This is a genomic window from Embleya sp. NPDC050154, from assembly GCF_044460165.1.
In the GTDB taxonomy this organism is placed as follows: Bacteria; Actinomycetota; Actinomycetes; order Streptomycetales; family Streptomycetaceae; genus Embleya.
The window spans coordinates 231,490-258,108 of sequence record NZ_JBITJP010000002.1 but is presented as its reverse complement, the minus strand read 5'-3'; the positions used below and the strand labels follow the sequence as shown (position 1 = coordinate 258,108).

Sequence of the window (26,619 nt, the reverse complement as noted above, 5' to 3'; positions counted from 1 at the left end):
GGAGTGAACGGCGAACTGTTCCCGCTGCCCCGGGAGCGGGTCGAGATCGCGCCGGGAGCATGGCACGTACCGGACTGGCTCTCGCTCGACGAGCAGCGCGAACTGGTGGTGGCGGCGCGGTCGTGGGCCGCGCCGCCGGCCGGCATGCGGCACGTGGTGATGCCGTCGGGCGGCGTGATGAGCGTGCGCAGCGTGAGCCTGGGACTGCATTGGGAGCCGTACCGCTACACCGAGCGACTGCCGACCGGTGAGCGGGTCAAGCCCTTCCCGCCACTGCTCGGCGACGCGGCCCGGCGGGCGGTGGCCGAGGTGTACGGCTCGATCCCGGCCGACCCGTACGACATCGGTCTGGTCAACTTCTACGACGCGGACGCGAGGATGGGTCTGCATCGGGACGCGGACGAGGAGTCGCCGGCCCCGGTGGTGTCGCTGAGCATCGGCGACACGTGCGTCTTTCGGTTCGGCAACACCGAGACCCGCACCCGCCCGTGGACGGACGTGGAACTGCGCGGCGGCGACCTGGTGGTGTTCGGCGGCCCGTCCCGCCTCGCGTACCACGGCGTGCCCAGGATCCGCCCGGGCACCGGCGATCCGAGCACCGGGTTGGCCGCCGGGCGGCTCAACATCACCATCCGGGCGTCGGGCCGACCCGGCGGGTGAGGGCCGCGCTCCCGGGGCGCGGCCCTCACCCGGCCGCGACCCCGGGGCACCCCCGAGTCCGACGCCGGGTGTCTCTTCCCTCGGGACGGGGTTGACGGATCACGCCCGGAAGGGAACGCTCGTACGAGTCACCGAGCGGAGTCGGTCGATCACCCATCGGATTCCTCGGGAGTCCCGGGTCCACCGCGCGGCATCGCCGTCGGCCCGAATCGGACCGGCCACACGAGCCATTGGGAGCGCCATGTCACCGCGACGCCGCCGGGTCGGTCCGCTTCTCGCCGTGGGCGCGTCGGTCCTGGTCGCGTGCGGCGGGCCGGCGCACTACCGGGCGGTGGTGTCCGCGTCGCCGGCGCACGGGAGCGGCCCGTGCGGGGCCGCCGTCGACCGTGGCGAGTTACCCGAGTGGGCGCGGGTGGGCCTCGCGCCCGGTGCCGCGCCCCCGCATGTGTTCGGCGCGCGCGGCGAGATCGTCGCGATCCTGCTCGGGTATCCGTACACGGCCCCGGCCCGGCCCGGCCGGCCGAGCAAGATCCTGTGGGCGGTGCGCCCGCGGCCCGACGGCGTGGAGCGGCCGAGTGGGACGCTGCGGATCGAGGCGACCCTGGTCGGCGGCAGCGACATCGTCACGCGCGAGGTGATCGGCGGCCCCGGCCCGTCCAACATCGACCTGCCCGCGCCGGGATGCTGGCATCTCGACCTGGCCTGGTCCGGCCGCACCGACGCGGTGGACATCCCGTACGGATCCGCGTAGCCGAACGCGAAGCGCGCGTTGGTACCCACGCCCCCGGGCGGCCGGGGACCGAAGACACGCCCGATGCGCCGGGAGCCGAAGACCCGTCCCGGGTCGGCCCCGGGCTATCCCGCCGCCGCGGCCAATGCGGCCAGGGCCATCCGCCGCAACATCGGCGCCAGCACGCGCTGCGGCGTGCGCAGGGTGTGCGGGGTCGAGTTGATCAGGCCGAAGGCGGCGTGCACCGCGGCGCGCGCCTCGCGGTCGTCGAGGCGGTCCGGGTGGGCCTTGAGCGCGACCTCGACCCAGATCTCCACGTACGCGCGCTGCACCCGGCGGATCCGGTGCCGCTCGGCCGTGGGCACCTGGTTGAGCGCGTGGTCGTGCAGCGTGATCAGGTCCGGGTGACGCAGCGCGAACTCGACCTGACCCTCGATCAGCGCGTCCAGAGCCCGCGCCGGGTCCTCGATCGCGGCCCGCTCCAGCCCTCTGGCCAGGAGCTGCTCGCTGATGCCCACCAGCAATTCGGTCAGCATCGCCTCCTTGCCCCGGAAGTGCTTGTACAGCGCGGGGCCGCTGATCCCGACCGCCGCGCCGATGTCGTCCATGCCCACGCCCTGATAGCCGCGCTCGGCGAAAAGCCGGGCGGCCACCTGCAGGATCTGGTCTCGGCGGCTCACGGTCATGTGTCCATGCTAGACACTCGGATTAACCGTGGTTAACCTCGGGGGCAGGTGAACGAAGGTTAACTTGAGGCGGTGTCATGGAGAGCGTGCTCGGCACAGCCGCCGACCCGGGGGCGAAGACGTACCGGGCCAACGCGGAAGCACACGAACGCGCGGTCGGCGAACTGCGCGACCGGCTGGCGACCACCGCCCTGGGCGGCGGCGAACGCGCCCGGGAGCGGCACACCGCGCGCGGCAAACTGCTGCCGCGCGACCGGGTGGAGGCGCTGCTCGACCCGGGCACGCCGTTCCTGGAGATCGCGCCGCTGGCCGCCGACGGGATGTACGGCGGCGACGCGCCGGCGGCGGGCATCATCGCGGGCGTCGGCCGGGTGGCCGGACGCGAGTGTGTGATCGCGGCCAACGACGCGACCGTCAAGGGCGGCACGTACTACCCGATGACGGTCAAGAAGCACCTGCGCGCGCAGGAGATCGCGCTGGAGAACCGGCTGCCATGCCTGTACCTGGTCGACTCCGGCGGCGCGTTCCTGCCGATGCAGGACGAGGTCTTCCCGGACCGGGACCACTTCGGCCGGATCTTCTTCAACCAGGCGCAGATGAGCGCCAAGGGCATCCCGCAGATCTCCGCCGTGCTCGGCTCGTGCACCGCCGGCGGCGCGTACGTGCCGGCGATGAGCGACGAGACGGTGATCGTGCGCGACCAGGGCACGATCTTCCTCGGCGGCCCGCCGCTGGTGAAGGCCGCCACGGGTGAGGTGGTCAGCGCCGAGGAGTTGGGCGGCGGCGACGTGCACGCCCGGATCTCCGGTGTGGTCGACCACCTCGCGGCCGACGACAAGGACGCGCTACGGATCGTCCGCGACATCGTCGGCACGCTCGGCGCCCGGCCGCGACTGCCCTGGGACGTACGCGAGATCGAGCCCCCGGCGGTCGATCCGGCCGGGCTCTACGGGGTGGTGCCGCCGGACGCGCGCACGCCCTACGACGTGCGCGAGGTGATCGCCCGGATCGTCGACGGCTCGCGCTTTCACGAGTTCAAGGGCGAGTACGGCACCACGCTGGTCACCGGCTTCGCCCGAATCCACGGCCACCCGGTGGGCATCGTCGCCAACACCGGCATCCTGTTCGCCGAATCCGCGGTCAAGGGCGCGCACTTCATCGAACTGTGCGACCAGCGCGGGGTGCCGCTGGTGTTCCTGCAGAACATCACCGGCTTCATGGTCGGCAAGGACTACGAACACGGCGGCATCGCCAAGCACGGCGCCAAGATGGTGACCGCCGTGGCCACCACGCGCGTGCCCAAGCTGACCGTGGTGATCGGCGGCTCGCACGGGGCGGGCAACTACTCGATGTGCGGCCGCGCGTACAGTCCGCGCTTTCTGTGGATGTGGCCCACCGCCAAGATCTCGGTGATGGGCGGCGAGCAGGCCGCGACCGTGCTCGCCACGGTCAAGCGCGACCAGATCGAGGCGCGCGGCGAGAGCTGGTCCGGCGAGGAGGAGTTCAAGCAGCCGATCCGCGACCAGTACGAGCGCCAGGGCAACGCCTACTACGCGACCGCGCGGCTGTGGGACGACGGGATCATCGACCCGCTCGACACTCGCACCGTACTGGGGCTGGCGCTGACGGCGTGTGGAAACGCGCCGCTGGCCGAGCCGCGGTTCGGTCTGTTCCGGATGTGAGGGGTCACGACGTGTTCGAGGCTGTACTGGTCGCCAACCGAGGCGAGATCGCGGTCCGGGTGATTCGCACGCTGCGCCGACTGGGCGTGCGCGCGATCACCGTGTACGCGCCGGACGACGCGGACGCGCGGCACGTGCGCGAGGCCGATGTGGCGGTCGAGGTGCCCGGCTACCTCGACGGCGACGCCGTGGTCGCCGCGGCGCTGCGATCCGGTGCCCGGGCGATTCACCCGGGCTACGGATTCCTGTCCGAGAACGCCGCGTTCGCCGCCGCCGTCGAGCGGGCGGGGCTGGTCTTCGTCGGACCGCCGGCGGCGGTGATCGAGCTGATGGGCGACAAGATCCGGGCCAAGGAGACGGTCGCGGCCTACGGCGTCCCGGTGGTGCCGGGCGGTGGCGCGGCCGGCATGTCCGACGGCGAACTCGCGGACATCGCCCGGGAGATCGGCTTCCCGGTGTTGATCAAGCCGTCGGCGGGCGGCGGCGGCAAGGGCATGCGCCTGGTGCACGACGGCGCGCTGCTCGCGGACGAGATCGCGGCGGCCCGCCGGCAGGCCAAGGGCGCGTTCGGCGACGACACGCTGCTGATCGAGCGCTGGATCGAGCGCCCCCGGCATATCGAGATCCAGGTGCTCGCGGACACCCACGGCAGCGTCGTGCACCTGGGCGAACGCGAGTGCAGCCTGCAACGCCGGCACCAGAAGATCATCGAGGAGGCCCCGTCCGCGCTGCTGGATCCGGACACCCGGGCCGAGATGGGCGCCGCCGCCGTGCGCGCCGCCAAGGCCTGCGGCTACGTGGGCGCGGGCACCATCGAGTTCATCGTGCCGGCCGAGAATCCCGACTCGTTCTACTTCATGGAGATGAACACCCGCCTCCAGGTCGAGCACCCGGTGACCGAACTGGTCACCCGGGTCGACCTGGTGGAGAGCCAACTGCGGGTCGCCGCCGGTGCCGCGATCGGCAAGTCCGACGTCTCGATGCACGGCCACGCGGTCGAGGCGCGGATCTACGCCGAAGACCCCGACCGGGGCTTTCTGCCCACCGGTGGACGGGTGTTGACGGTGTGTGAGCCGGACCTGGAGGGCGTCCGGGTGGACTCCGGGCTGCGCGAGGGCGGCGAGGTCGGCAGCTCCTACGACCCGATGCTGGCGAAGGTGATCGCGTACGGCGACGACCGCGCGACGGCGATCAGCCGACTGCGGGCGGCCCTCGCGCAGACCCGGGTGTTGGGCGTGACCACCAACCTGGGCTTCCTGTACCGCCTGTTGGGCGACCCGGCGGTGCTCGCGGGCGACCTGGACACCGGCTTGGTCGAGGCCAGGACGGACGACCTGATCGGCCGGCCGGCGCCGCCCGAGGTGGCGGTCGCGGCGGCGCTGGCGGCGCGCGCCGAGCGGATCACCGGCACCGGCTGGGTGGACCCGTTCTCGGCGCAGACCGGGTGGCGGGTCGGCGGGCCGGCCTGGGACACGCACGTGTTGCGGATCGGGCCGGGCGAGCCGATCGAGGTTCGGGTGCGCGACGGCGAGGTCTCGGTGGACGGCGGCCCACCGGTCGCCGCGTCGGTGCGGGTCGTGCCGGGCGGGCTCGTGGTCGGCCACGACGGGCTGACCAAGCGCTTCGACTACGCCGCCGAGTCGGCCGGGGTGCGCTGGCTCGCGTACGGCCCGGACACCTGGCGGGTGAGCGAGGTGGACACCGTACGGGCCGAGGCGGCCGGCGGCGCGGCGGCCAGTGGCGCGCTGACCTCGCCGATGCCCGGCACGGTCACCGTGGTCAAGGCCGCGGTCGGCGACCGGGTCACCCGCGGCCAGACCGTGGTCGTGGTGGAGGCGATGAAGATGGAGCACGCGCTGACCGCGCCCTTCGACGGCGTGGTCACCGAGATCGGTGTATCGGCCGGCGCGTCGGTGGCGATGGACCAGACGCTGGCGCTGGTGGTGGCCGAGGCGCCGGCGGTGGTGGTGGCGGAGACGCCGGCCGCACCGCTCGACGGGGCGCTCGACGAGCCGATCGGCGGGTCGCCGGCCGTGCCGCTCGACGGGTTGCCCGAGGCACCGCTCGACCGGGAGGCGAAGACCTGATGACACGACAGCTGCCGGACACCCACCGTGAATCCGGGCTTCCGGAACGGGTGTTCATCCACGAGGTGGGTGCGCGCGACGGACTCCAGAACGAGTCGGGCGTGGTGCCCACCGAGGCCAAGGTGGAGTTCGTCCGCCGGCTGGCCCGGGCCGGCCTGGGCACGATCGAGGTGACCAGCTTCGTCTCGCCCAAGTGGGTGCCCCAACTCGCTGATGCCGCAGAGGTGTTCGCGGCCGTCGTCGCGGACGACGAGATCGCGACGGTCGATCGCCGGCTGCCGGTCCTGGTGCCCAACGAACGCGGCTTCGACCGCGCGCTGGAGCTGGGCGCGCGACGGATCGCGGTGTTCGGCAGCGCCACCGAGACGTTCGCCCGACGCAACCTCAACCGCACGGTGGCCGAATCGCTGGATATGTTCCGCCCGGTGGTCGAACGGGCCGGTGCCGCCGGCATCGACACCCGCGGCTACCTGTCCATGTGCTGGGGCGACCCGTGGGAGGGCCCGGTCCCGCTCGACCAGGTGGTCCGGGTCGGCAAGGCCCTCGTCGAGATGGGCTGTTCGCAGCTCAGCCTGGGCGACACGATCGGCGTGGCCACGCCCGGACACGTCACCGCGCTGCTGACCGCCTTCGCCGAGGCCGGCGTCCCGGCCGAGCGGATCGCCGTGCACTTCCACGACAGCTACGGCCAGGCGCTGGCCAACACGCTCGCGGCGCTGCGCTTCGGGGTGACCACGGTGGACGCCTCGGCGGGCGGCCTGGGTGGTTGCCCGTACGCGGAGAGCGCCACCGGCAACCTGGCCACCGAGGACCTGGTCTGGATGTTGCACGGCCTGGGCATCGACACCGGCGTCGACCTGGGCGCACTGGTGGCCACCAGCGTGTGGATGGCCGAACTGCTCGGCCGCCCCAGCCCCTCGCGCGCGGTCCAGGCACTCGCCGGCAAGCGGGTGGACGCCCACGGCCTGGCACTGACCGACCCGACCTCCTAGAGCGGGACTTCAACCCCCCGCCGGACCGTCGAAGACCCACCCCGGCGACCGCCCACCCGCAGCCCACCGACCCACCCACGGACCGGTGTCGCCACGAGCGCGCCGACCCGCCCCGCCACCGAATCCGGGAGCCTGCCCCATGTTGGACCACCGCCTCGACGACGAGTACGAGCAACTGCGGCGCACCGTCGCCGAGTTCGCCAAGGATGTGATCGCACCCGCGATCGGCGAGCTGTACGAGAAGCACGAATTCCCGTACACGATCGTGCGCGAGATGGGCCGGATGGGTCTGTTCGGGCTGCCGTTCCCGGAGGAGTACGGCGGCATGGGCGGCGACTACCTCGCGCTGGGCCTGGTGCTCGAAGAGCTGGCCCGGGTCGACTCCTCGGTCGCGATCACGCTGGAGGCGGCCGTCTCGCTGGGCGCGATGCCGATCCACCGGTTCGGCACCAAGGAGCAGAAGGAGACCTGGCTGCCCAAGCTGACCAGCGGCGAGATGCTCGGCGCCTTCGGCCTGACCGAGCCCGGCGGCGGCTCGGACGCCGGCGCCACGCGCACCACCGCGCGCCTGGACGAGGCGACGGGGGAGTGGGTGATCAACGGCGGCAAATGCTTCATCACCAACTCCGGCACCGACATCACCGGCTTCGTCACGGTCACCGCGGTCACCGGCACGAAGGCCGGCGGCGGCAAGGAGATCAGCACGATCATCGTGCCCGCCGGCACCAAGGGCTTCACCGTCGCGCCGCCGTACTCCAAGGTCGGCTGGAACTGCTCGGACACCCGGGAGCTGTCCTTCGACGACGTGCGCGTCCCGGCCGAGAATCTGCTCGGCGAACGCGGCCGGGGCTACGCCCAGTTCCTGTCCATCCTGGACGAGGGCCGGGTGGCCATCGCGGCGCTGGCCACCGGGTTGGCGCAGGGCTGCGTGGACGAGTCGGTGCGCTACGCCGGCGAACGCGAGGCATTCGGCCGCCCGATCGGCGCCAACCAGGCGATCGCCTTCAAGCTCGCGGACATGGAACTGCGCGCGCACAACTCCCGGTTGGCCTGGCGGCACGCCGCCTCGCTGCTGGTGCACGGCGAGCGGTTCAAGAAGGAGGCCGCGCTGGCCAAGCTCTACAGCTCGGAGAGCGCGGTGGACAACGCCCGCGACGCCACCCAGATCCACGGCGGCTACGGCTTCATGAACGAGTACCCGGTGGCCCGCTTCTGGCGCGACGCCAAGATCCTGGAGATCGGCGAGGGCACCAGCGAGGTCCAGCGCATGCTGATCGCCCGCGAGCTGGGGCTGCCGCGCTGATCGCGGCGGGACACCGGGGCCGGCCTTCCGGGACGCACGTCGTCCCGGTGGGTCGGCGTCGGTGTCCTGGGCGGATGGGCGGTTTCACAGCGAGACGGCGCGGGTGACGCTCACGACCAACACGCTGTTGCTGACCATGTACCGGATGAACACGCCCGTAACCGTGGCCTCGCGGCGGTCCCGGTCGGACCCCACCTGACTGGAACCGTGCCCGTAGGGGTCGTTGCCCACGGTTGATTCGACGGTCGATTTGAAGGCGCGGATCTGCGAGGCCGACAGGGGCTTGAGGCCATCCTCGGCCCGGTCGGAGTACTGCACGTAGTAGCGGCTCATCGAGGCACCGCGTTTCCGTCGCCGTCCGTCCACTGGGCAAAGCTGAAATCCCCGGCCTTGATGCGGCGGGCATCTTCTTCGTCCTCCTCCTGAGCCTCCGGAGGAAGCGCCCAGTGCAGGATGGCGTCGCGTTCGAGCCGATCGAGCGGGGTCTCGTACATGACCTTGTCGAACTCCTCGCGACGGTCCTCGGGGAGCGCGGCCCGGATCTCGGCGAGCGTATTCGGCAGCTCGATCCGCTCACCACGGACGACGGTGGTTCTGGGCATGGCGGCCTCCTGCTCGCGATGGGCCTTCCAGAATGGCATCGCGCGGTCCCCGCCCGACAGCCGGCGCGCACGAGGGCACCACACACGACCCCGGCGCGCGCCCCCGCGAGAATGCGGGGGCGCCGACGTATCTCCCCCGAGTTGCCGACGATCGTCCAAGCCACGGCGACCGGGCGGACGCCGGTCGAGCCTGGGATTCCGGAAGGTGGGATTTCGCGTTCTGATGGTTGACCTAGTCCACTGTTGTGAGGATGGTGGCGGGCAGGCAGTTGTCCGGGACCAGGGAGGGACGCCGTGGCCAAGCGGTTCGAGGGACGTAGAGCTTTGATCACCGGGGCCAGCAGGGGAATCGGGGCGGCGTTGGCGGTGCGGCTCGCGGCCGAGGGAGCCGACGTGGCGGTGACCGCGCGTACGTTGCGACAGGGCAACCTGGCCGGGTCGTTGGAGCGGACCGAGACGCTGATCGCCCGGCACGGGCGGCGCAGCGCGGTGGTGGTGGCCGACCTGTCCGACGAGGGGCAGCGGGCCAGGATCGTCCCGGCCGCCGAGGAGGGGCTCGGCGGGCCGATCGACATCCTGGTCAACAACGCGGCGATGGCCTCGTACGCGTCGTTGCGGGTGTATCCGCAACGACGGGCGCGGCTGCACTTCGAGGTCAACGTGCTCGCGCCGATGGAGTTGTGTCAGGCCGTGGTGCCCGCGATGGCCACGCGCGGCGAGGGCTGGATCGTGAACGTGACCAGCGGCACCGCGCGGCCGTGGGCGGGGCCGCCGTTCGAACTGGGCGTGTTGGGCACCAAGACCGCGGTGTACGGGGCGTCCAAGGCCGCGTTGAACCGGATCACCAACGCGCTGGCCGCGGAGCTGTACGGGACCGGGATCCGGGTGAACACGATCGAGCCGCGGGCCGCGGTGCTCAGTGAGGGCGCGGAGGAGTTGGTAGGCGGGCAGTTGCGCCCCGATCAGATCGAGACCATGGACCAGATGGTCTCCGCGACCCTGGAACTGTGCGACGGCCCGGCTTCGCGCACCGGCGGCGAGTACGTGAGCCTGGACCTGCTGGCCGAACTGGGCATCAGGGTCTGAGCACCGCGCCGGCGAACCGACCGCGAGGCGCGGCTCACGCGGCGCACCGACCGCCGGGCGCGGCGCCCCCGGCGGGCCGACCGCGATCCGTGTGCCTCACTCCGGCAACCGCAGCAGCAGCGCGGCGAGCAGCCGGGTCTTGGGGTCGGCCCAGTCCAGCCCGGTCAGTTCGCCGGCCCGGCGGATCCGATAGCGCAGCGTGTTGGGATGGATGTGCAGGTCCGCCGCCGCGGCCCGCACGTCGCCCAGCGCGTCCAGCCAGGCCAGCACCGAGCCGGTGTACTCGGTGCCGTGCTCGGCGTCGTGCGCGCGCAGCGCGTTCAGCCGGGGGTCGCGGATGTGTCGCCGGTCGGTCAGCAGCGCCTGGACCTCGCCGTACAGCACCGCCGGGCGGACCTCGGACAGGGCCGCGACCTCGGCCGACACACCGCCCGCCGCCATCGCGTCCAGGACCCGGTCGACCGATTCCCGGGCCGCCACCGTGCGGGCCAGGCTCGGCGCCGGGTCGCCGACGGCGCCGCGTACCGCCAGGTCCAGGTGGCCGTGCGCCGCCTCGGCGATCTCGTGCGCCCAACCGAGCACCACCGACTCGGCCGGCGGTGCGGACAGCAGTACGTACAGCCGCGCGCCCAGCGGCGCGACGTGCGCGTGGCTGTGCCGGGCCGCCGCGTATACCGAGACCAGGTTGGCCAGTTCGGTCCTGGCCAACTCCTGGGACGGCTCGTCCGGCCTGCTCGCGCGCACGGTGAAGCCCAGGACCTGCACCGGCCGCACCGGATCCAGGCCCAACTGGGTGCCCGCGGTCCGGGCCGCGACGGCGCCGGTGAGCAGGCCCGCGACGTTCTCCCGGGTCACGCCGGCCTCGGCGGGCAGCCGGGTGCGCCGCCGGACCAGGTGCAGTGTGGCCACTCGCGCCGCGCCGAGCAGCACCTCGGCGGCCCGTTCGGCGAGCGGCTGCCGGCCCTCCTGTACCCAGATCGTGCCCAGCCAGCGCCCACCCGCGTGCACGCCGACCGCCAGTCGGCGGCGGATGCCCAGATCGGGGCGCTCCTCGACGGCGACCACCTCGGCCGTGGTGCGCAGCCGGTGGAAGACGCCCCAGTCGCGCAGCCGGGCCATGTACTCCTCCGGCCCCTGCCAGCCCAGGATGGACAACCGGCGCAGTTCGTCCGCCTCGTCCGGCCCGGTCGCGCGCGAGTAGGCGAGCACGCGGTTGGCGCTGTCCTCGATGCTGACCCCGCCGCCGGTGAGCATCGCGGTGGTCTGGGCGAGCGAGAACAGGTCGCCGCCGTCCGGTGGTTCGGCGTCCGGGCGTTCGTCCAACGCGGCGTGCGCGAGCGCGGCCACCTGCTCCCAGCGGGCCTCCGGGCGTACCGAGAGCAACACCACGCCCGCCGTGTCGGCGACCTCGCGCAGCGCCGCGTGTTCACCCTTGACCGCGACCGCCGTCGCACCGGCCACGCCCGCCGCGCGCACCGTGCCCGCCGCCGCCCGGCCGCGCAGGCCGACCGCCAGGAGCAGGTCGCCCGGCATCGCGTGCGGCTCCTCCTCCGGGTCGAGGATCGACACGTGTCGGACCAGGCCCTCCAGGCCGCCGGCCGCCGCCGCGACCCGGACCGGGCCGTCGCCGACCGGGCCACCCAGAGCGGCCAGCAGTTCACGCAGCGGGACGCCGGTTTCGGCCACTTTCGACCCCTTCGGGAATGTTGGCCGATGAGCCAAGTTGGGTGTTTCGAGTTTAACCGATCGGATAAACACCCGAGGCCGAGTCCGGCCTAGCGTTGGGGTCGAGAGCCATGCCCGTCTCGGCGCGGATCAGGCGTCCGGCGAAGCACCGCTCACCCGGACCGCCGAACGCCGAGACCGCCCAGATCACCGAACACGTCGATCATCCGAACATTCGGATCGATCACCGAACATCGGATCACCGAAGAGGAGCGCCGTTTTGGACGCTGTGACCCAGGTCCCCGCCCCGGTCAACGAGCCGGCACACGACTACGCCCCCGGCACGCCCGCGCGGGCCCGCCTCGAAGCGAAGCTCAAGGAACTGGCCGCGGCCCCGATCGACCTCCCGATGACCATCGGCGGCGAGCGCCGGATGGGCTCCGGTGAGCGCACGGACGTGGTGCAACCGCACAACCACGGCGCGCGCCTGGGCACCTTCGCGAACGCCGGCGCCCAGGACGCCCGAGACGCGATCGACGCGGCCCTGGCCGCCGCGCCCGCGTGGCGCGACCTGTCCTTCGACGACCGCGCGGCGATCTTCCTCAAGGCCGCCGACCTGCTCGCCGGCCCGTGGCGCGAGACGATCGCCGCCGCGACCATGCTGGGCCAGGGCAAGAACGCGCAGCAGGCCGAGGTCGACTCCTCCTGTGAGCTGATCGACTTCTGGCGCTTCAACGTGCAGTTCGCCCGCCGAGTGCTGGCCGAGCAGCCGATCAGCAGCCCGGGCGTGTGGAACCGCACGGACCACCGGCCGCTGGAGGGCTTCGTCTACGCGATCACCCCGTTCAACTTCACCGCGATCGCGGGCAACCTGCCCACCGCGCCGGCGCTGATGGGCAACGTGGTGCTCTGGAAGCCCTCGCCCACCCAGACCTTCTCGGCCGTATTGCTGATGCGCCTGCTCGAGGAGGCCGGACTCCCGGCCGGTGTGATCAACCTGGTCACCGGCGACGGCATCGCGGTCTCCGAGGTCGCGCTCGCGCACCCCGCGCTCGCGGCCATCCACTTCACCGGGTCCACCGCGACCTTCCAGCACCTGTGGCGCACGGTCGGCGAGAACATCGCCGGCTACCGCACCTACCCGCGGATCGTCGGCGAGACCGGCGGCAAGGACTTCGTGGTCGCGCACCCCAGCGCCGACCACGACGTGCTGCGCACGGCGCTGGTACGCGGCGCGTTCGAGTACCAGGGCCAGAAGTGCTCGGCCGCCTCGCGCGCCTACATCCCGCGCTCGATCTGGGAATCCGGCTTCAAGGACGACTTCCTGGCCACCGTCGACGGGCTGTCGATGGGCGACGTCACCGATCTGAGCCACTTCCTGGGCGCGGTCATCGACGAGCGCGCGTTCGCCAAGAACAAGGCCGCGATCGACCGCGCGCACGCCGACGACACGGTCGAGGTCGCCGCGGGCGGCAGCTACGACGACAGCGTCGGCTGGTTCGTCCGACCCACCGTGCTGGTCTCGGCGAACGCCGACCACGACATCTTCAAGGACGAGTACTTCGGCCCGATCCTGGCCGTGCACGTCTACGAGGACGACGCCTACGACACGATGCTCGCCCAGATGGAGTCGGTGTCCGCGTACGGCCTCACCGGCGCGGTGATCGCGCAGGACCGCGAGGCGATCGCGCACACCGCGCACGTGCTGCGGTTCGCGGCGGGCAACTTCTACATCAACGACCGCCCCACCGGTGCGGTGGTGGGTCAGCAGCCGTTCGGCGGCGGGCGCGCGTCCGGCACCAACGACAAAGCCGGCGCGATGCAGAACCTGATGCGCTGGACCAGCTCGCGCTCGATCAAGGAGACGTTCGTCCCGGCGACGGACCACCGCTACCCGCACATGGGCTGACCCACCTCACCCCACCGGTATTTCGGGAGAAGAAATGCTCCGCAGCCCCATCCTCGCGGCGGCCCGCTCGCCGCGGACCCGCTCGCTGGTCGAGCACCTGCCGCCGACCCGGGCGATCGTGGACCGCTTCGTGGCGGGCGACGTGCTCGCGGACGCGATCCGGGTCACGCGCGAACTCGTCGAGTCCGGGCGCAAGGTGACGCTCGATCACCTCGGCGAGGACACCGCCGACCGGGCCCAGGCCGACGCGACGGTGGACGCGTACGAGTCGCTGCTCGGCACGCTCGGCGAGACCGGCCTCGCGCGCAGCGCCGAGGTGTCGGTCAAGCTCTCCGCCGTCGGACAGTTCCTGCCCGGCGACGGCGAGCAGATCGCGCTGGACAACGCCCGGCGGATCTGCGCGGCCGCCGCGCGGGTGGGCACCACGGTCACCCTGGACATGGAGGACCACACCACGACCGACTCGACCCTGGGCATCCTGCGCGATCTGCGCAAGGACTTTCCGTGGGTGGGCGCGGTGCTTCAGGCTTATCTGCGGCGTACCGAGCAGGACTGCCGGGACTTGGCCCACGAAGGCTCACGGGTGCGGCTGTGCAAGGGCGCCTACCAGGAGCAGGAGTCGGTCGCGTTCCAGGACAAGGGCGACGTGGACCGGTCGTACGTGCGGTGCCTGCGGATCCTGATGGGGGGCGCGGGCTACCCGATGGTGGCCTCGCACGACCCGCGCCTGATCGCCATCGCGCGACACCTCGCGGACCTGGCCGGGCGGGCGCCGGGCAGCTTCGAGTTCCAGATGTTGTACGGCATCCGGCCCGAGGAGCAGGCCCGGATCGTCGAGCGCGGCGACCTGATGCGCATCTACCTCCCGTACGGCGCCGAGTGGTACGGCTACTTCATGCGCCGGCTCGCGGAGCGCCCGGCGAACCTGACCTTCTTCCTGCGCGCGATGGCCACCAAGGGGTAGACGGGGCGACGTGGAAGCGCCGGACGGGCCGACGTCGGCCCGTCCGGCGCTTGCCCGTTCGGGGCGGCGACGCGGGTCGGCTCCCGGCCCGCCGTCGGCGCACATCGGCACGGTCAGGTCCGTCGGCACAGGCCGGGGTCGTCCTCGATCCGGATCGGGGAGGCTCGACGCCACAGGGCGCACATCGGGTCGCGCGCACTCCGCCATGTGCGCCGGCGATCGACCAGGGCCTGCGCGATGCCACGCTGTGGATATGGACGAGCAGATCCGAGACCCGCGCGAACCCGACGTCACCCCATACGGGTGGCGCCATGTGGCCCGCGCCCGGCGAGATCCGCGCCCAACTCCCCGACGACGCCCGCGCCGAGTTCGAACAGGAATACGCCCACGCCCTCCAGGTCGCGGCGGACCTCGGCGACCTCGCCCAACTCGCCAACATCCTCGGCCCCTGGCAGCGGCGCCTCCAATATCACCGCGCCGGGACCTACGACGACGTTCTCGACCGTGCCCGCGCCATCCGAGCCGGCGAAGACGTCGGCGCCATTCCGCTCGCAAGGCTCCGGAAGGCGGACCGGTGAGCTATTCCATCGAATACCACCCGAAGGCCGACCTCGTCAGGCGCACCCTGCCCCGCGACGCCCTCAACGCGCTCGATGTCCTCGAACGCCGGCTCCAACAGGACCTTGGAGCGCCGGGAGCCGCATGGCCGGTGGCCTGAAGGACACCTTGGAAGCGCCGTTCGGCCGCTACGGCTTCGCCGCTTAAATGGTCCAGGACCGGCGCGTCACGGTCAGCGTCATCAGCCTCATCTGGACCGGTTGACCACGACCCGCTCACCTCATGGACGGCGAGTGCCCAACCCGTTTCCCTTCGGGCATGGAAACCCCCGATCGGATTCCCGTCGTAGTCACGCTCGCCGCCCCGGGGCGCGTCCGGTCCCGTGACCGCCTCCTATGCTCCGACGCATGAGCGAATCCCGGGTGTTGTACATCGTCGCGGGCGCGGCGCCGCCCGTCCTCGACATCGCCACGCTCCTCGCCGAGGTGCGAGCGCGAGGGTGGGATCCCTGCCCGATCCTCACGCCGACGGCGGCCGACTGGCTGTCGAACGGCCTCGACACCCTCACCGCCGTGGCCGGTCGGCGGCCACGCACCCGCGACCGCCGACCGGGTGAGGAACGTCCCTTCCCCGCACCCGATGCCCTGCTCGCGTGCCCGCTCACCTTCAACTCGCTCAACAAATGGACGCTGGACCTGGCCGACAACGTCGCCCTGGGCACCCTCGCGGAATGGCTGAGCACGCGCCTCCCGACCGTGGCCGTCCCGTGGTTCAACGACACCCTCGCCGCGCACCCGGCCTACGCCGACAGCATCCGCACGTTGTCCTCGTACGGCGTCACGATCCACCTGGACCCGAACGGCCGGCCACACAGCGGTGATGCCCCGGTGGACTGGTCGGCGATCGCGAACCTCCTACCGGCGAATCCGGGCTGAACCCATCGCCGGTCGCCGGGGGGCGCCACGAAAGCAGCCCGTCCCGCACTTGCGCGTTGTGGAGCGGCCCGCTTCCGAACACCGAAGGCAGGGCGGCTTCGGGATGTTCGGGGCCTGGGCAGTGGGCGGTGGATGTGCGGCGGGTCGCCGTGGTGAGGGAACTACTACCCGTCGAGTCGCCATCCTCCAGGCTTGCCCGGTAGATAGAGGGTCTGCCGGGTGCCGTCGATGCGCAATCGAAGGTCGTGCGGGGCGGATCCGGCGGCCTGCCACTCCCGGTGGATCGCATTGATGGCGTCCCACAAGCGTCGGGGGCCGCCTTGGGCCACCGTGCCGGTTGCGTGCTCGAAGGTGGCCCAACTTCCGTCCGGGTGGCCGAGGTTGGTGCTGCGCCGGCCGGCCTCGTTACTGGTGAAGCGGCTGCATCCGGGCACGGCGAGGCCGAGGATGAACCGCGTGTCGGCCCCGTCGAGGGCGGCCGGGGGTGTTTCGGGTGCCCGCGTGGCGCCGTCGCGTCCCTCCGTACGGCGGCCCATGCCGCTCGGATGTCGGGCGATTGCGGTCGGGAGATCATGAACGACGCGGTTGGGTCGGACAGGATCGGCCCGTCGGCCTGTCCCGAGCCGGTGACGGTCGGGCGGACCAGGGCGTAGGCGTCGAGCGGACCGGCCAGGGTGAGCAGCAGGACACCGCCGATGCGGGTGGCGTCGACCCATGCCGAGGGGACGCGGCGGACGCTGAAGGTCGCGATGAGTCGGTCGTATCGATCACGTGCGTCGCCGACCGCCACGACGGGTGGCATCGCGCGTTCGAGTGAACGATGCCCTTCTTCCGGCAGACATGTGGGTGATCTGCTTTGCTCACCTATCGAGAACTTCTCGCCACCGGGAACTCGCACGATCACCCACGGCCCCCTCATCTCATGGACGGCGAGTGCCCAATCCATTCCCTTCGCTCAAGGCTGCGCAAATGCTGAAGGTCCTCCTTGGTCTCGGCTATGTCGTGGTTCGGCAAAACGGCTCGCACCGTAGATTCAAGGCGGAAGGAATATTTCCGCTTACGTTCGCGTTCCGCGACGGCGAGAGTTTGGCGCCCGGCGTTGTCCGCGACATCCTGGTGAAGCAGGTAGGTCTGAGCAAGGACGATGCGCTGAAGGCGATGGGCGTGAAATGAGCGAACTCTTTCACCTGATCATTCGGGATACCCAGACCGGTTTCTATGCGACGTCACCGCAGGCACCCGGCTTTATGCTGGGCCGACCGACCGTCGACGAACTGCGCGCGGACCTGCTCGACGCCTTGGCCTTCCACTTCGAGGAGGCGCGCACGCTCGAAATCGTGGAGCACCACGAACGCCTTCACGACCTCGAAGCCGGCGAGCTCGTCACGCGATTGGCGGCGGACATGCATCACGACGAGCGGTTGGAGGTCTACACCCGCATCGCCACCGCTCTCGATGTCCCCGAGCAGGTCCCCGAGCTGCTGGGCGGGATCCGTAACGGGGTGGGTGAGGTTGTCTATGTCTGCGCTGTTCCTTCGGACACGCTCGGCTGGCTGTTCACCCAACTGGATGAGCAGGGTGACGCGTTCTCCGTCGCGCTGGCCATCTCGGAATTGTTCCTGATGACCTTTCCCCTCACCGTTGGACCGGAAGACGGGCCGGACAGCTCCGGGGAGTGCGTCACCATCGGATCTCGTGACTACACCAAGGACACGACATTGGCCGAGGTCATGAAGCGCACGGCCATTGTGAGCCCGGTGAAATCCGTGGCCAGGGTGGCTTGCTGAGCGAATGCGCACCACGAATGCCCCTGCCGCCGGTCGGTGGCAGGGGCATTCGATGTTCACGAGACATCCGAAGCGCTCTGCGCGAGCGATGCCGGCACGCTCGACGCATCGAGTCGGCCGAGCGGATCGCCGAGAACTTGCCGAAGGCAGGCACGCTCGGTTCGCTGCGCTACGTCACGAGTGAGCCGACGCGGGTTTGTGGCCGTCGGTCAGACCGGTCGGGCGATGGGTCCTGCCTTGTACATCTCGGTGGCGGGCGCGGTGGCGGTTTCCCGGGTGCGGACGCCGTGTTCGTATTCGACCATCCATCGGGTGCCGTCGTGCCAGATCTTGGTGATGGTGCCGAGGTGGTGGTTGCGGTGGCCGAGCTTGCGCCAGAGATGGTCGCCGATCGACCACGGGGGTGAGGCGGACATGATCTCTCCACGGAGGCGGAAGGGGGCGGTCGGGGCGGTCTGCGTCCTGTGCCGGCTGAGCGCGGGGGTGTGTTCGCGGTGCAGGATCATCCGTACGTTGCCGGGAGAGAAACCGGCGATACGGGCGATGGTTTCGGTGGGGATGCCGGCGTGGTGGGCGTCGGCGACTGCGGCGCGGAGTGCGGCGCCGGCGGTGCGGCACTGTTGGTGGTGGGCTTGCCGTTGGTGGTGTGGCGTTGTCGCGGGGTTCGGTCGTCGGCCCTGGAGTCGGGTGCGGTCGGCGGCGGTTGCGGCGAGGTGAGCGAGGGCGGCTTGGCGGCCGTGGGGCGGTGGGTGCACGACCCTCCTTCCGGGCTGTGGGTCGATGGCCTTGCCCGGCCGGGCGTGCGGGGGTCTTCAGGCACCCGACCGGGCAAGGGATGAGGGGCCGGTCCCACAGCCGCGCCGGTGACTGCGGGACCGGGTGCCGCCCGCCGGTGTGTGGTCGGGCGCGGGCGGCGACAGGGGACTCAGCCGCCGACCGGCGGGGCTGGGAACGTTCGCATCAGGTGCAGCCGCGACTCGTGTACCAAAGCCGTCAGTTCGGCGCGCGTCACGTCGAGGGGATCGCGGTCCGGGGCGATGATCCGGATCGGGCGGTCCGGGTCTCCGGACGGTTGGACGGCTACGGACTTTGACATGAAAACGGCCCCTCGCGCGTTGGAAACCTGCTGGTCAACAACGCTAGGGGCCGTCCAGTGACGGAGAGGCTACAGTTTGTATCCCTTCCGGGGCTTGCGTCAGGCCACCCCGACGCGCCTCGCGAACTCCATTCGACGCCCACTCCTGCGGTACTTCGCTGTCATCAGGCGCACGTTCTCCCGCACTGCGGGATGCATCCTCGCGTGCTGCGGCGCCAGGCGCTCCGCGTACTCGAACGCGTCCCATGCCGAGTCGTGGTCGCCGGCCAGGTAGTGCGCGCGGCCGGCGTCGATGTGGAAGTGGCTGCGGCGCTCCCTGCTGTAGTCCTGCGGCAAGACGATCCGCTCCAACCGGCGCACCGCGTCTCGCCCTCGGCCCAGTTCGACCGGCAGCGACACGCCCCAGATCGCCACATTGGTCGGGCCGAAGACCAACTCGAAGTCGTTGCGGTCCCCGCCTAGTTCGGTCGCCGACTTCTCGGCCTTCGCCCAGTGCGCCCATGCGGCGGCGTCGTCGTAGGCGCGTGCCGAGTTGAGGGATGCCTTCAGGTGGTAGGCGCCCGCGAGCGACAGAGACAATGGGTCGTCGCGGTGCTGCGGCTTGGACAACTCGGCCAAGCCGTCGTCGAGGATGGTCGCGGCCTCGTCGTGCTCGCCGATGCCGATGTACTCGCCCGACTCGTACCAGCGCGCGGCCAACATCCGTAGCGGATCCTCCGTACGCTCGGCAGCCCACAGGACCCGCTCGGTCGCAAGCGTCGCATCGCTGACCAGGCCCATTTTGTACAGGTACTGCATCGCCGCCTCGTAGGCCGAGCACAGCAGTCCGTACGCCTCGCGTCGGTCGTCCGATTCCAGGATGTGCGTTGCGATGCGGGTGTCGAGCAGCAGGTCTGGCAACACCTCGCCGGTTCGCGTCATCGCTGCGGCCTGCCGCCAGGCGTTTGCCTCGGCCACACGAGCGCGCAGTTCGGCGAGATCGACCTCGCGGGCCTGTGCCTCCGTCAGGCGGGGCGCTCGGTTGTAGCGGAGAAGTTCACGTTTGATCGCGGACACGGCTCCGTCATCCGATCCGGGCGCGTAGTAGGGCGCCCCGGTGATGTCCGTGGGGTGGCACTTCAAGGCGCGCGCCAGGCTCAGGATGTTCGCGGGGCGGTCCAGGGATCTAGCGCCGCGTTCGTATGCCTTGATGGCGGCGAGGCTGAAGTTCGTCTCCATCGCGAGGCGGCTCTGCGTCCAGCCTCGGGCGGCACGCGCGGCGGCGAGTCTCGTGCCGTTGTGCGGTGCGAACGTCGGTGTTTCATCGTGGTCCGTTGGCATGGCCTGGATTCCCTCCGAGCAGGTCCACCCGAGCCGATGTGTGCGCCGTCGCGCCGGTGCTGCCCTGCAGCCGGTGACGGCGCCGCCCCGTACTCCGGCGGGATAATCAGGTACCGCCAGCGTACGCCGACGCACAACGCCGGCAGGTGAGTCTGCTCCGCTGCCATCCGTGGGAGCGGGGCGAAGTCATCTCCGGGCGCAAACCTGTTCGTGCTGCTCATGCTTCACCGGCTGCGGGCGTTGTGACCTGCGGCGACTCCGGCAGTCTCAGGGGCGCACGCCAGTTCGCGTGCTCCGCTCGTGTGCGCCGGCTATCGGTCGTCAACGGAGCGATGCCATTCTGGAAAGCCATCGCGAGCAGGAGGCCGCCATGCCCAGAACCACCGTCGTCCGTGGTGAGCGGATCGAGCTGCCGAATACGCTCGCCGAGATCCGGGCCGCGCTCCCCGAGGACCGTCGCGAGGAGTTCGACAAGGTCATGTACGAGACCCCGCTCGATCGGCTCGAACGCGACGCCATCCTGCACTGGGCGCTTCCTCCGGAGGCCCAGGAGGACGACGAGGCCGTGCACGAGCGCCTCAAGGCCGGCGACTTCGGCGACTGCGTGGACCGAGACGGGAACGCGATCACATGAGCTATCGCGTGCAATACACGAATGAGGCCGAAGACGGCCTCAAACCCCTGTCCTCCGGGCAGGTCCGGGCCTTCAAGAACGCCGTGGACTCGTCCATCGGCCGCGACCCCTACGGGTCCGGCTCCGTGCAGGTCGGCAGCGACCGAGACCGCCGGGAAACCACGATCTCCGGGGTGTTCGTCCGCTACACGATCAGCGCCGGAGTCCTCGTCGTCACCATCACCCGCACCGTCTCGCTGTGAAACCGCCCATCTGCCCAGGGCACTGACGCCGACCCGCCGGGACGACGTGCGTCTCGGAAGACCGGCCCCGATGTCCCGCCGGGCGAGGTCGGGTTTCGCCTTGGCGTCGCCGAGGTGTGGACTTGGTCAGTGTGGGATGTCCACCGGGGGCAGGACCTCGGCTGTGGGGGAGAAGCGGGTGGGGACGGCGAAGGTGCCCTTGGTGGGCGGTGGCTCTTGGTGGTCGGCGGCGGATTCGGCCCGGCGCAGGACGACCAGGGCGGCGATCGGCGGAGCCGGCGCCTCGGGGGCCAGGAAGGGCTCGTCGGCGACACCCGCGAAGGCCTCGCGGGCGGTGCTCGCCGGGTCGGGCGCGGCGTACTCCAGGATGTCGGCGCCAAGCCGCCGGCCGGTGTTGCGCAAATGCAGGTACGCGGTCGTGCAGACCTCGCGTGCGGCGGTGCCGTCCGCCTCGGCCAGCGCCCGTTCGTAGGCGGCGTGCACCTCGGGCGGGGTGGCCGCCGGGGTGATCCCGAGGACGTCGTAGGGCGATCGCTCCGCTGCGGGCATGATCCGTGCTCCGGGGTCGAGGTCCATGGTCCGTGGGTCGTGGTCCGAGATGTGGGCGGTCGGGTGGGCGGCGGGGTCCGGGGTGCGGCCGGTCGGTCGACGCTCGGTCAGTAGTAGCCGTGGATCCGGGCCCGGATCTCGTCCAGGATCTCCCGGGTGCCGTCCGTGGGGTGGTACTCGTTCGCGCGTTCCAGGTGCACGAGCGCCGTGTGGTTGTGTCCCATGTTCGCCTGCCGCACCCCCTCGTTGTGCAACGCCAGCGCCAGCAGCACGGTGTTCTCCGGGGTCAACGGGATCGCCTCCAGCACCCGGATCGCGTCCTGATAGCGCTCCTCGCCCAGATACACCGCCACCAACGCGTCCCGCAGCCTCGGCTCCTCGTGCTCGGCGAGGGCCCGACCGAGCACCTCGATCGCCTCGTACGCGCGACCCTTGGCGAGCAGGTCGTAGCCGCGGTCCACCACCACCACGATCCACGCCTCGCGCAGCGGCTCGATCTCCAGGCCGTCGGCGATCTCGCGGCGCAACAACTCCTCGGCGACCTCGTAGTGCCGCGCGTAGTAGTGGTTGAACGCCAACGCGCGGCGCGTGGGCGGGTCGTCGCCGTAGTGCAGGGCCTCTTCGAGCAGGGTGATCGCCCGCTCGAAGTCCTCCTCGCCTTCGCTCGTCCGCGCCGCCTCCACCAACAGCGCGGCCACCCGACGGCGCGCCTCGGCGGCCGGCGACTCGTTTTCCCCACCGGTGTCCGCGAGTTCGAGTGCCTCGCGCATCGCCGCCACCGCCTGCTCGCGCGCGCCACCGCGCAGCGCGAGTCGCTCGGCGCTCAGGAACAGCGCGTTGGTCAACCCGATCCGACCCGCCTCGCCGGGATCGAGCGCGAACGCCTCGCGCATCGTCGCGACCGCCTCCTCGACCGCCGCGTCGGTGCCGGTCGCCAACAACTCCATCACCAGCCCGCGCAGCGCGCCGGCCGCCAACGACCGCACGGCCGCGTCGTCCGGGGTCAGCTCCAACGCCCGGCGAACCAGCGCGATCGCGTCGCGGTACAGCTTGCGTTCGTGCGCCTGCCGGGCGAGTTGCGCGTACGCCCCGGCCAACGCCGCGCGCAGGCCCGGCCCGTCCGGGGCCAGCGCCCACGCACGGGACAACAATCGGGCCGCCTCCGCGTGTTCGTCCGGATCGGCGGCCAACACCGCCTGCGCGGCCTGGATTCCGACCCGGGCGGCGAACTCCATCGCGTCCGCCGGCAGCGGCGCCGCCTGCTCCAGACACCCCAACGCCGGTGCCCACTCGCCGCGTTCGCCCAGATCCCGGGCCTGGGCCAGGTGCGCCCGGGCCAGCAGCGCGGCCACCCCCGGCGTCGCGGCGGGCCCGGCCAACCCGGCCAGCGCGGTCAGCCCGGAGACCGCCTCGTCGAACCGGCCCGCGTCGATCAGATGGTGGTACAGGCCCAACGGGCCGAGCAGATCGGCGGTGTGCGCGTCCACCGCGCCCCGGACCGCGGCGGCCAGTTCGCGGCCCGCCGGCGACCCGTGCTCGGGGTCGGCGACCCGCTCCAGGAACATCGGACCGCACACGATCGAGGCGGGTGCCGGCTCGGTGTGCGCGACACGTTCGGTCGCGGCCACCTCCAACGCCCAGCGCTGTGCCAACTCGCGGTACAGCGCGGCCACCGCGCCCTCGCTCTGCCCGGCCCGCTCACGCAACTCGCGGTGCACCCGTTCGATCTGCTCGGTGCGCGCGATCCGGATCCGCTCCTCGGAGATCTCCCGCCCGGTGCGCGCCTCCAGATCGATCCAGAACCTCGGGCTGTACAGCACCGCGGCCCAGGTTCCGCACACCAGTTGCCACATCGCGGTGGTGCGACCCGCGTCGTCGGCCAACCCGGCGCGCAGCGCGGACAGCGCCAGACACTGGAGGTTGCGCACATCGGTGGGCGCCGCCCGCTCCAGTTCGAGCCGAATCGCGATCGAGGCGTCGTGCCGATCCGCCCGGGCGTGCGCGAGCGCCTGCCACGAGCGCAACAGCGGCCGGGCCCGACGCACCTGCGGCAACTCCGGCACCAGGTCCGCCGCGCGCTCCACGTCCGCCGACGCGGCGACCAGGTCGGCGCTGTGCGCGGCGGCCCGGCGCACGTACACCCGAGCCGCGATCAACCTGCCCGCGTCGCTCGCCCCGGGGCCGGCCAACAACTGCTCCAGACCCGCCAACGCCGCGTCGTGATCGCCGCGCTGGGCACGCAGCAGGGCCAACAGGTGGTGTGCCGAGGTACGCCCACTGCCGCTCGCCCACCGGGTCAGCTCGGCCTCCGCCGCCGCACCCGTGCCGGCCTGGTGCGCGCACGCGGTCAGCGCGGCCGACATCGCGTCCGCGCAGCCCCCGCAGCGGGCCGGCAGGTCGCCGCCGAGCACGCCGTGGTCGGCGCAATAGGCCCGCCCGCACTGGCCGCATACGGCCCGCGCCGACGCGACGCACCCGGCCGACTCGCACACCGCCGTGTGCGGCTGCGGCTCCACCGGCCCGGGAACCACCAGCGCCTGCCGGTACGCCTGGGCCGCATCGCCCCACCGGCGGGCCCGCGCGGCGTGCATCCCGCGCACCGCCCACGCGGCCGGTTCGGCCTCGGCCAGCGCGCCCAGCGGAACGGTGCCCGCGCCGAGCGCGAGTCGGGCCAGCGGCGCCAGATGCCCCACGCGCGGATCGGCCACCGGATCGAGCGCGGCCGACAACCGCACCGCGACCGCCGGTTCACCCGCGTACAGCGCCGCGATCGCCAGGTGCACCCGGATCCGCCGATCGCCCGGCACCAACGCGACCGCCGCGTCGAGCCGATCCCGTGCGGCCGTCAGCGGCGCGCCCCGGTCGCGGCCGAACCGCAACAACTCGGCGCCCTCGCGAAACAGGGTCTCGGCCAGCGCGACCCGATAGCCCTCGTGGTCGGGAAACGCGTCCCGACACGCCTGCCAGTGCTCACGCGCGAGCGCGTGGTCGCCGGCCGTGAGCGCGGCCCTGGCCAGCAGATCGCGCGCGGTGGCCACGTTGTGCGCGCGGATCGCGTCGTTGACCCCGCCCGGCGCCGCCCACAACTCGTCCGCCCGATCCACCCGACCCAGTCGGGCGTACCCCAGGCCCAGATGGAAGCGCGCCGCGCCGGTGGGCTCGGTACGCACCGGCCCCAGCACCTCGATGCCGTCCGTGATGCGCCCCGCCGCGATCCGGGCCGCGCCGAGTCGGACCACGCCCGGCGTCCAGTCCGGGCGGGCCGCCAACCCGCTCTCGTACGCCTGCGCCGCGCCCGCGTGGTCGCCCGCGTGCTCGCGGACCAGGCCCAGCCCGAAGCGGGCCGGCGCGTACTGCGGATCCAGCCGGGCGGTGGTCTCGAACTCGCGCCGGGCCAGCGTCCACTCGTCCTCCAGCACCGCGAGCTGCCCGCGCGCGTAGTGGGCCCGCGCGTCGCCGGGCGCGGCGGCCACCGCGGCGTCCGCGTCGGCCCGCGCCGCGCCCAGATCGCCCTCGTCCCGATAGGCGATGCCACGGAAGAGCAATGCCTCGGCCGCCAACGGCGAATCGTCGTCCACCCGGTCCAACACCCGCCAGAACGACGCGATCGCGTCCTGACGTCGCTCGCGCCGCAGCCGTACGCACGCCTGCCGGTGGTGCGCGAGCGCGCTGTCGTCGCCCGCCTCGATCGCCGCCGAGAACGAGGCGTCGGCCGCCTCCAGTTCACCGGTCGCGCTGTAGGCGCGGGCCAACAGGTGGTGCTGCGCCGCGTCGCGCTCGCGGATCTCGGCCAGATGCACCACCGCGCGCCCCGCGGCACCGAGTTCGAACAGCGCCCGGCCCAGCCCGAAGCGGGCCCGCGCGTGCCTGGGCTCGGCCGCCACCACCCGCTCGAAACAGGGTGCCGCCGCCGCGAAGTCGCCGTCCTCGTCGTGCAGCGTGCCCAGCGTCAGGTTGGCCGCGACGTGATCGGGCTGCGCCGCGAGGACGCGCCGCAACACCGGGAAGGCCGCCACGCGGTCCCCCCGGGCCAGCGTGAGCGTGACGAACTCCAATTGCACGTCCGCGTGTTCGGGCAGCAGGTCGGCCGCCCGGCGGAGCGGCTCCAGGGCCGCCGCGTCCCGGCCCAGCGCGTGCTGCGCGCGGCCCAGGCCGAGCCAGGCCTGGGCGTGCGTGGGGGCCAGTGTGCAGGTGCGGGTGAGCAGGGCCACGGCGGCTTCGAGCGCCGCGGCTCGGGACATCTTGTCGGCGGGCTTGCGGCGCAGATGGGTCAGCGCCATCGCGTACAGCACCTCGGGCCGCTCCGGCTCGATGGTCAACGAGCGCTCGAACGCGGCGAGCGCGTCGTCCGGGCGACCCGCGTCGCGGTACAGCCTGCCCAGTTCGTAGCACGTGGACGCGCGCGGCACGAGCCGGTCGGCGCGCTCGAACGCGGCGGTCGCCTCGGCCGCCCGACCGAGGTCGCGCAGCGCGCACGCGCGGCCGTACACCGCCCACTCGGTCCGCGGCGCGCCCGCCTCGATCCGGCCCGCGAGTTCCGCCACCGCGAGCAGTTCGGCCCTGGGCAGGCCGGGCGCGACCACGCACCGGGCCTCCAGGAAGTCGTACGCGGCGTGATCGGGATCGGTGTCGGTGCGGGTGACCAGGTCCACACAGATCGCGATGTCCAGCGCGCCGGGGCCGGCCCGCCGGGTCGCGTCGGCGGCGGTCAGCTCCAGCGCGGCGGCGGGCAGCGCGGTCAGCGCGAACGCGGTCCGGAACGCGGTGATCGCGTCCGCCGAGCGGCCCTGTCGGCTCGCCACCTCGCCCAGGCCCACCAGCGCCCGCCCCCGGGTCTCGGCGTGCGCGTCGGCGATGCCGGGCTTGACCAACGCGTCCGCGATGCGGCGATAGCCGCGCTCGGCCGCGGCCAGTCGGCCCGCCCGGTGCGCGGCCTCGGCCTGGGCCAACAACGTCTCGGCACGCGCCGCGATCGACGCGGGTCTGCGCCGGAATCCGAACCACATCACAGCGGCCACCAAAGCGAGGAGGGCCGCGATGGCGGCGAGAAGCGGGACCGTCATCGGGCGGCCCGCGGGGTATGCCGAACTACGTCGATCAACGGGTCCCCCGACCGTTCAACCCAACAAACA

26 protein-coding genes are annotated in these 26,619 nt (G+C 72.1%); 16 read left to right on the top strand and 10 right to left on the bottom strand.

Annotation, left to right across the window (positions count from 1 at the left end):
• The first annotated feature begins 3 nt into the window (after nucleotides 1-3).
• Both ACIBSV_RS04770 and ACIBSV_RS04765 read left to right on the top strand, forming a co-directional pair.
• The gene (locus ACIBSV_RS04770; protein WP_395859513.1) at nucleotides 4-660 is read left to right on the top strand and encodes an alpha-ketoglutarate-dependent dioxygenase AlkB family protein; all 657 of its coding nucleotides are present in this window, start codon (nucleotides 4-6) and stop codon (nucleotides 658-660) included.
• Between the two features lie 241 nt (nucleotides 661-901).
• Entirely contained in the window at nucleotides 902-1,411 is a 510-nt protein-coding gene (locus ACIBSV_RS04765) for a hypothetical protein (protein ID WP_395859512.1), read from the top strand.
• 104 nt (nucleotides 1,412-1,515) lie between these two features.
• On the opposite strand, the gene ACIBSV_RS04760 is transcribed toward ACIBSV_RS04765, so the two are convergent.
• On the bottom strand, nucleotides 1,516-2,076 hold the full coding sequence (locus ACIBSV_RS04760) for a TetR/AcrR family transcriptional regulator (RefSeq protein WP_395859511.1): 561 nt from the start codon (nucleotides 2,074-2,076) through the stop codon (nucleotides 1,516-1,518).
• 77 nt (nucleotides 2,077-2,153) lie between these two features.
• Here ACIBSV_RS04760 and ACIBSV_RS04755 point away from each other — a divergent pair, with 77 nt between their 5' ends.
• The 4 genes from ACIBSV_RS04755 (at nucleotide 2,154) to ACIBSV_RS04740 (ending at nucleotide 8,140) form a co-directional block, all read left to right on the top strand.
• Entirely contained in the window at nucleotides 2,154-3,758 is a 1,605-nt protein-coding gene (locus ACIBSV_RS04755; protein ID WP_395859510.1) for a carboxyl transferase domain-containing protein, read from the top strand.
• Between the two features lie 11 nt (nucleotides 3,759-3,769).
• On the top strand, nucleotides 3,770-5,845 hold the full coding sequence (locus ACIBSV_RS04750; RefSeq protein ID WP_395859509.1) for an acetyl/propionyl/methylcrotonyl-CoA carboxylase subunit alpha: 2,076 nt from the start codon (nucleotides 3,770-3,772) through the stop codon (nucleotides 5,843-5,845).
• On the top strand, nucleotides 5,845-6,837 hold the full coding sequence (locus ACIBSV_RS04745) for a hydroxymethylglutaryl-CoA lyase (protein ID WP_395859508.1): 993 nt from the start codon (nucleotides 5,845-5,847) through the stop codon (nucleotides 6,835-6,837). The genes ACIBSV_RS04750 and ACIBSV_RS04745 overlap by 1 nt, the downstream gene beginning before the upstream one ends.
• 142 nt (nucleotides 6,838-6,979) lie before the next feature.
• The gene (locus ACIBSV_RS04740) at nucleotides 6,980-8,140 is read left to right on the top strand and encodes an acyl-CoA dehydrogenase family protein (protein ID WP_395859903.1); all 1,161 of its coding nucleotides are present in this window, start codon (nucleotides 6,980-6,982) and stop codon (nucleotides 8,138-8,140) included.
• A gap of 84 nt (nucleotides 8,141-8,224) precedes the next feature.
• Here the strand turns inward: ACIBSV_RS04740 and ACIBSV_RS04735 are convergent, their stop codons facing one another.
• Nucleotides 8,225-8,473 carry a hypothetical protein gene (locus ACIBSV_RS04735; protein WP_395859507.1) on the bottom strand — a complete coding sequence of 83 codons (249 nt, stop codon included), beginning with the start codon at nucleotides 8,471-8,473 and terminating at the stop codon, nucleotides 8,225-8,227.
• Nucleotides 8,470-8,742: a hypothetical protein gene (locus tag ACIBSV_RS04730; protein ID WP_395859506.1), complete on the bottom strand. Its 273-nt coding sequence runs from the start codon at nucleotides 8,740-8,742 to the stop codon at nucleotides 8,470-8,472. Before ACIBSV_RS04730 ends, ACIBSV_RS04735 begins: the two co-directional genes overlap by 4 nt.
• A gap of 294 nt (nucleotides 8,743-9,036) precedes the next feature.
• On the opposite strand from ACIBSV_RS04730, the gene ACIBSV_RS04725 reads away from it, so the two are divergent.
• Entirely contained in the window at nucleotides 9,037-9,828 is a 792-nt protein-coding gene (locus ACIBSV_RS04725; protein WP_395859505.1) for an SDR family NAD(P)-dependent oxidoreductase, read from the top strand.
• Between the two features lie 96 nt (nucleotides 9,829-9,924).
• On the opposite strand, the gene ACIBSV_RS04720 is transcribed toward ACIBSV_RS04725, so the two are convergent.
• On the bottom strand, nucleotides 9,925-11,514 hold the full coding sequence (locus tag ACIBSV_RS04720) for a PucR family transcriptional regulator (RefSeq protein ID WP_395859504.1): 1,590 nt from the start codon (nucleotides 11,512-11,514) through the stop codon (nucleotides 9,925-9,927).
• Nucleotides 11,515-11,773: 259 nt separating this feature from the next.
• On the opposite strand from ACIBSV_RS04720, the gene pruA reads away from it, so the two are divergent.
• From pruA to ACIBSV_RS04695, 5 genes are all read left to right on the top strand, one after another.
• Nucleotides 11,774-13,402 carry an L-glutamate gamma-semialdehyde dehydrogenase gene (gene pruA / locus ACIBSV_RS04715; protein ID WP_395859503.1) on the top strand — a complete coding sequence of 543 codons (1,629 nt, stop codon included), beginning with the start codon at nucleotides 11,774-11,776 and terminating at the stop codon, nucleotides 13,400-13,402.
• Nucleotides 13,403-13,436: 34 nt separating this feature from the next.
• Nucleotides 13,437-14,366 (top strand): proline dehydrogenase family protein, encoded by a 930-nt coding sequence (locus tag ACIBSV_RS04710; RefSeq protein WP_395859502.1) that lies wholly within the window; start codon nucleotides 13,437-13,439, stop codon nucleotides 14,364-14,366.
• Nucleotides 14,367-14,677: 311 nt separating this feature from the next.
• Nucleotides 14,678-14,944, top strand: coding sequence for a DUF6247 family protein (locus ACIBSV_RS04705; protein ID WP_395859501.1), 267 nt, complete (start codon nucleotides 14,678-14,680; stop codon nucleotides 14,942-14,944).
• A complete protein-coding gene (locus ACIBSV_RS04700; RefSeq protein WP_395859500.1) occupies nucleotides 14,941-15,084 on the top strand; it encodes a hypothetical protein in 144 nt (47 codons plus the stop codon). Before ACIBSV_RS04705 ends, ACIBSV_RS04700 begins: the two co-directional genes overlap by 4 nt.
• Nucleotides 15,085-15,331: 247 nt before the next feature.
• The gene (locus tag ACIBSV_RS04695; RefSeq protein WP_395859499.1) at nucleotides 15,332-15,859 is read left to right on the top strand and encodes a flavoprotein; all 528 of its coding nucleotides are present in this window, start codon (nucleotides 15,332-15,334) and stop codon (nucleotides 15,857-15,859) included.
• Nucleotides 15,860-16,023: 164 nt separating this feature from the next.
• On the opposite strand, the gene ACIBSV_RS04690 is transcribed toward ACIBSV_RS04695, so the two are convergent.
• On the bottom strand, nucleotides 16,024-16,395 hold the full coding sequence (locus ACIBSV_RS04690; RefSeq protein WP_395859498.1) for a hypothetical protein: 372 nt from the start codon (nucleotides 16,393-16,395) through the stop codon (nucleotides 16,024-16,026).
• A gap of 433 nt (nucleotides 16,396-16,828) precedes the next feature.
• Here ACIBSV_RS04690 and ACIBSV_RS04685 point away from each other — a divergent pair, with 433 nt between their 5' ends.
• On the top strand, nucleotides 16,829-17,032 hold the full coding sequence (locus ACIBSV_RS04685; RefSeq protein WP_395859497.1) for a type II toxin-antitoxin system HicA family toxin: 204 nt from the start codon (nucleotides 16,829-16,831) through the stop codon (nucleotides 17,030-17,032).
• Nucleotides 17,029-17,646: a hypothetical protein gene (locus ACIBSV_RS04680; RefSeq protein ID WP_395859496.1), complete on the top strand. Its 618-nt coding sequence runs from the start codon at nucleotides 17,029-17,031 to the stop codon at nucleotides 17,644-17,646. The genes ACIBSV_RS04685 and ACIBSV_RS04680 overlap by 4 nt, the downstream gene beginning before the upstream one ends.
• A 209-nt stretch (nucleotides 17,647-17,855) precedes the next feature.
• Here ACIBSV_RS04680 and ACIBSV_RS04675 read toward each other — a convergent pair whose 3' ends face one another.
• The 3 genes from ACIBSV_RS04675 to ACIBSV_RS04665 all read right to left on the bottom strand — a co-directional run bounded on the left by ACIBSV_RS04675 (nucleotide 17,856) and on the right by ACIBSV_RS04665 (nucleotide 20,062).
• The gene (locus ACIBSV_RS04675) at nucleotides 17,856-18,062 is read right to left on the bottom strand and encodes a hypothetical protein (RefSeq protein WP_395859495.1); all 207 of its coding nucleotides are present in this window, start codon (nucleotides 18,060-18,062) and stop codon (nucleotides 17,856-17,858) included.
• A 509-nt stretch (nucleotides 18,063-18,571) separates the two neighbouring features.
• On the bottom strand, nucleotides 18,572-18,742 hold the full coding sequence (locus ACIBSV_RS04670; protein ID WP_395859493.1) for a hypothetical protein: 171 nt from the start codon (nucleotides 18,740-18,742) through the stop codon (nucleotides 18,572-18,574).
• A gap of 99 nt (nucleotides 18,743-18,841) precedes the next feature.
• Complete coding sequence (locus tag ACIBSV_RS04665; protein ID WP_395859492.1) at nucleotides 18,842-20,062, bottom strand: helix-turn-helix domain-containing protein; 1,221 nt, start codon at nucleotides 20,060-20,062, stop codon at nucleotides 18,842-18,844.
• Nucleotides 20,063-20,432: 370 nt separating this feature from the next.
• On the opposite strand from ACIBSV_RS04665, the gene ACIBSV_RS04660 reads away from it, so the two are divergent.
• Nucleotides 20,433-20,696 (top strand): hypothetical protein, encoded by a 264-nt coding sequence (locus ACIBSV_RS04660; protein ID WP_395859491.1) that lies wholly within the window; start codon nucleotides 20,433-20,435, stop codon nucleotides 20,694-20,696.
• Between the two features lie 8 nt (nucleotides 20,697-20,704).
• Nucleotides 20,705-20,938, top strand: a complete 234-nt coding sequence (locus tag ACIBSV_RS04655) for a hypothetical protein (RefSeq protein WP_395859490.1) — start codon at nucleotides 20,705-20,707, stop codon at nucleotides 20,936-20,938.
• 126 nt (nucleotides 20,939-21,064) lie between these two features.
• Here ACIBSV_RS04655 and ACIBSV_RS04650 read toward each other — a convergent pair whose 3' ends face one another.
• Both ACIBSV_RS04650 and ACIBSV_RS04645 read right to left on the bottom strand, forming a co-directional pair.
• Nucleotides 21,065-21,514 (bottom strand): hypothetical protein, encoded by a 450-nt coding sequence (locus ACIBSV_RS04650; RefSeq protein WP_395859489.1) that lies wholly within the window; start codon nucleotides 21,512-21,514, stop codon nucleotides 21,065-21,067.
• 80 nt (nucleotides 21,515-21,594) lie between these two features.
• The gene (locus ACIBSV_RS04645; protein ID WP_395859488.1) at nucleotides 21,595-26,550 is read right to left on the bottom strand and encodes a tetratricopeptide repeat protein; all 4,956 of its coding nucleotides are present in this window, start codon (nucleotides 26,548-26,550) and stop codon (nucleotides 21,595-21,597) included.
• Between the last annotated feature and the right edge of the window lie 69 nt (nucleotides 26,551-26,619).

Coding starts and splice junctions, on each gene's coding strand:
- ACIBSV_RS04765 (WP_395859512.1), top strand. CDS start 902: ATGTCACCGCGACGCCGCCGGGTCGGTCCGCTTCTCGCCGTGGGCGCG.
- ACIBSV_RS04760 (WP_395859511.1), bottom strand. CDS start 2,076: ATGACCGTGAGCCGCCGAGACCAGATCCTGCAGGTGGCCGCCCGGCTT.
- ACIBSV_RS04755 (WP_395859510.1), top strand. CDS start 2,154: ATGGAGAGCGTGCTCGGCACAGCCGCCGACCCGGGGGCGAAGACGTAC.
- ACIBSV_RS04745 (WP_395859508.1), top strand. CDS start 5,845: ATGACACGACAGCTGCCGGACACCCACCGTGAATCCGGGCTTCCGGAA.
- ACIBSV_RS04735 (WP_395859507.1), bottom strand. CDS start 8,473: ATGAGCCGCTACTACGTGCAGTACTCCGACCGGGCCGAGGATGGCCTC.
- ACIBSV_RS04730 (WP_395859506.1), bottom strand. CDS start 8,742: ATGCCCAGAACCACCGTCGTCCGTGGTGAGCGGATCGAGCTGCCGAAT.
- ACIBSV_RS04710 (WP_395859502.1), top strand. CDS start 13,437: ATGCTCCGCAGCCCCATCCTCGCGGCGGCCCGCTCGCCGCGGACCCGC.
- ACIBSV_RS04705 (WP_395859501.1), top strand. CDS start 14,678: ATGTGGCCCGCGCCCGGCGAGATCCGCGCCCAACTCCCCGACGACGCC.
- ACIBSV_RS04695 (WP_395859499.1), top strand. CDS start 15,332: ATGAGCGAATCCCGGGTGTTGTACATCGTCGCGGGCGCGGCGCCGCCC.
- ACIBSV_RS04690 (WP_395859498.1), bottom strand. CDS start 16,395: ATGGGCCGCCGTACGGAGGGACGCGACGGCGCCACGCGGGCACCCGAA.
- ACIBSV_RS04685 (WP_395859497.1), top strand. CDS start 16,829: ATGCTGAAGGTCCTCCTTGGTCTCGGCTATGTCGTGGTTCGGCAAAAC.
- ACIBSV_RS04680 (WP_395859496.1), top strand. CDS start 17,029: ATGAGCGAACTCTTTCACCTGATCATTCGGGATACCCAGACCGGTTTC.
- ACIBSV_RS04675 (WP_395859495.1), bottom strand. CDS start 18,062: ATGTCCGCCTCACCCCCGTGGTCGATCGGCGACCATCTCTGGCGCAAG.
- ACIBSV_RS04670 (WP_395859493.1), bottom strand. CDS start 18,742: ATGTCAAAGTCCGTAGCCGTCCAACCGTCCGGAGACCCGGACCGCCCG.
- ACIBSV_RS04665 (WP_395859492.1), bottom strand. CDS start 20,062: ATGCCAACGGACCACGATGAAACACCGACGTTCGCACCGCACAACGGC.
- ACIBSV_RS04660 (WP_395859491.1), top strand. CDS start 20,433: ATGCCCAGAACCACCGTCGTCCGTGGTGAGCGGATCGAGCTGCCGAAT.
- ACIBSV_RS04650 (WP_395859489.1), bottom strand. CDS start 21,514: ATGGACCTCGACCCCGGAGCACGGATCATGCCCGCAGCGGAGCGATCG.
- ACIBSV_RS04645 (WP_395859488.1), bottom strand. CDS start 26,550: ATGACGGTCCCGCTTCTCGCCGCCATCGCGGCCCTCCTCGCTTTGGTG.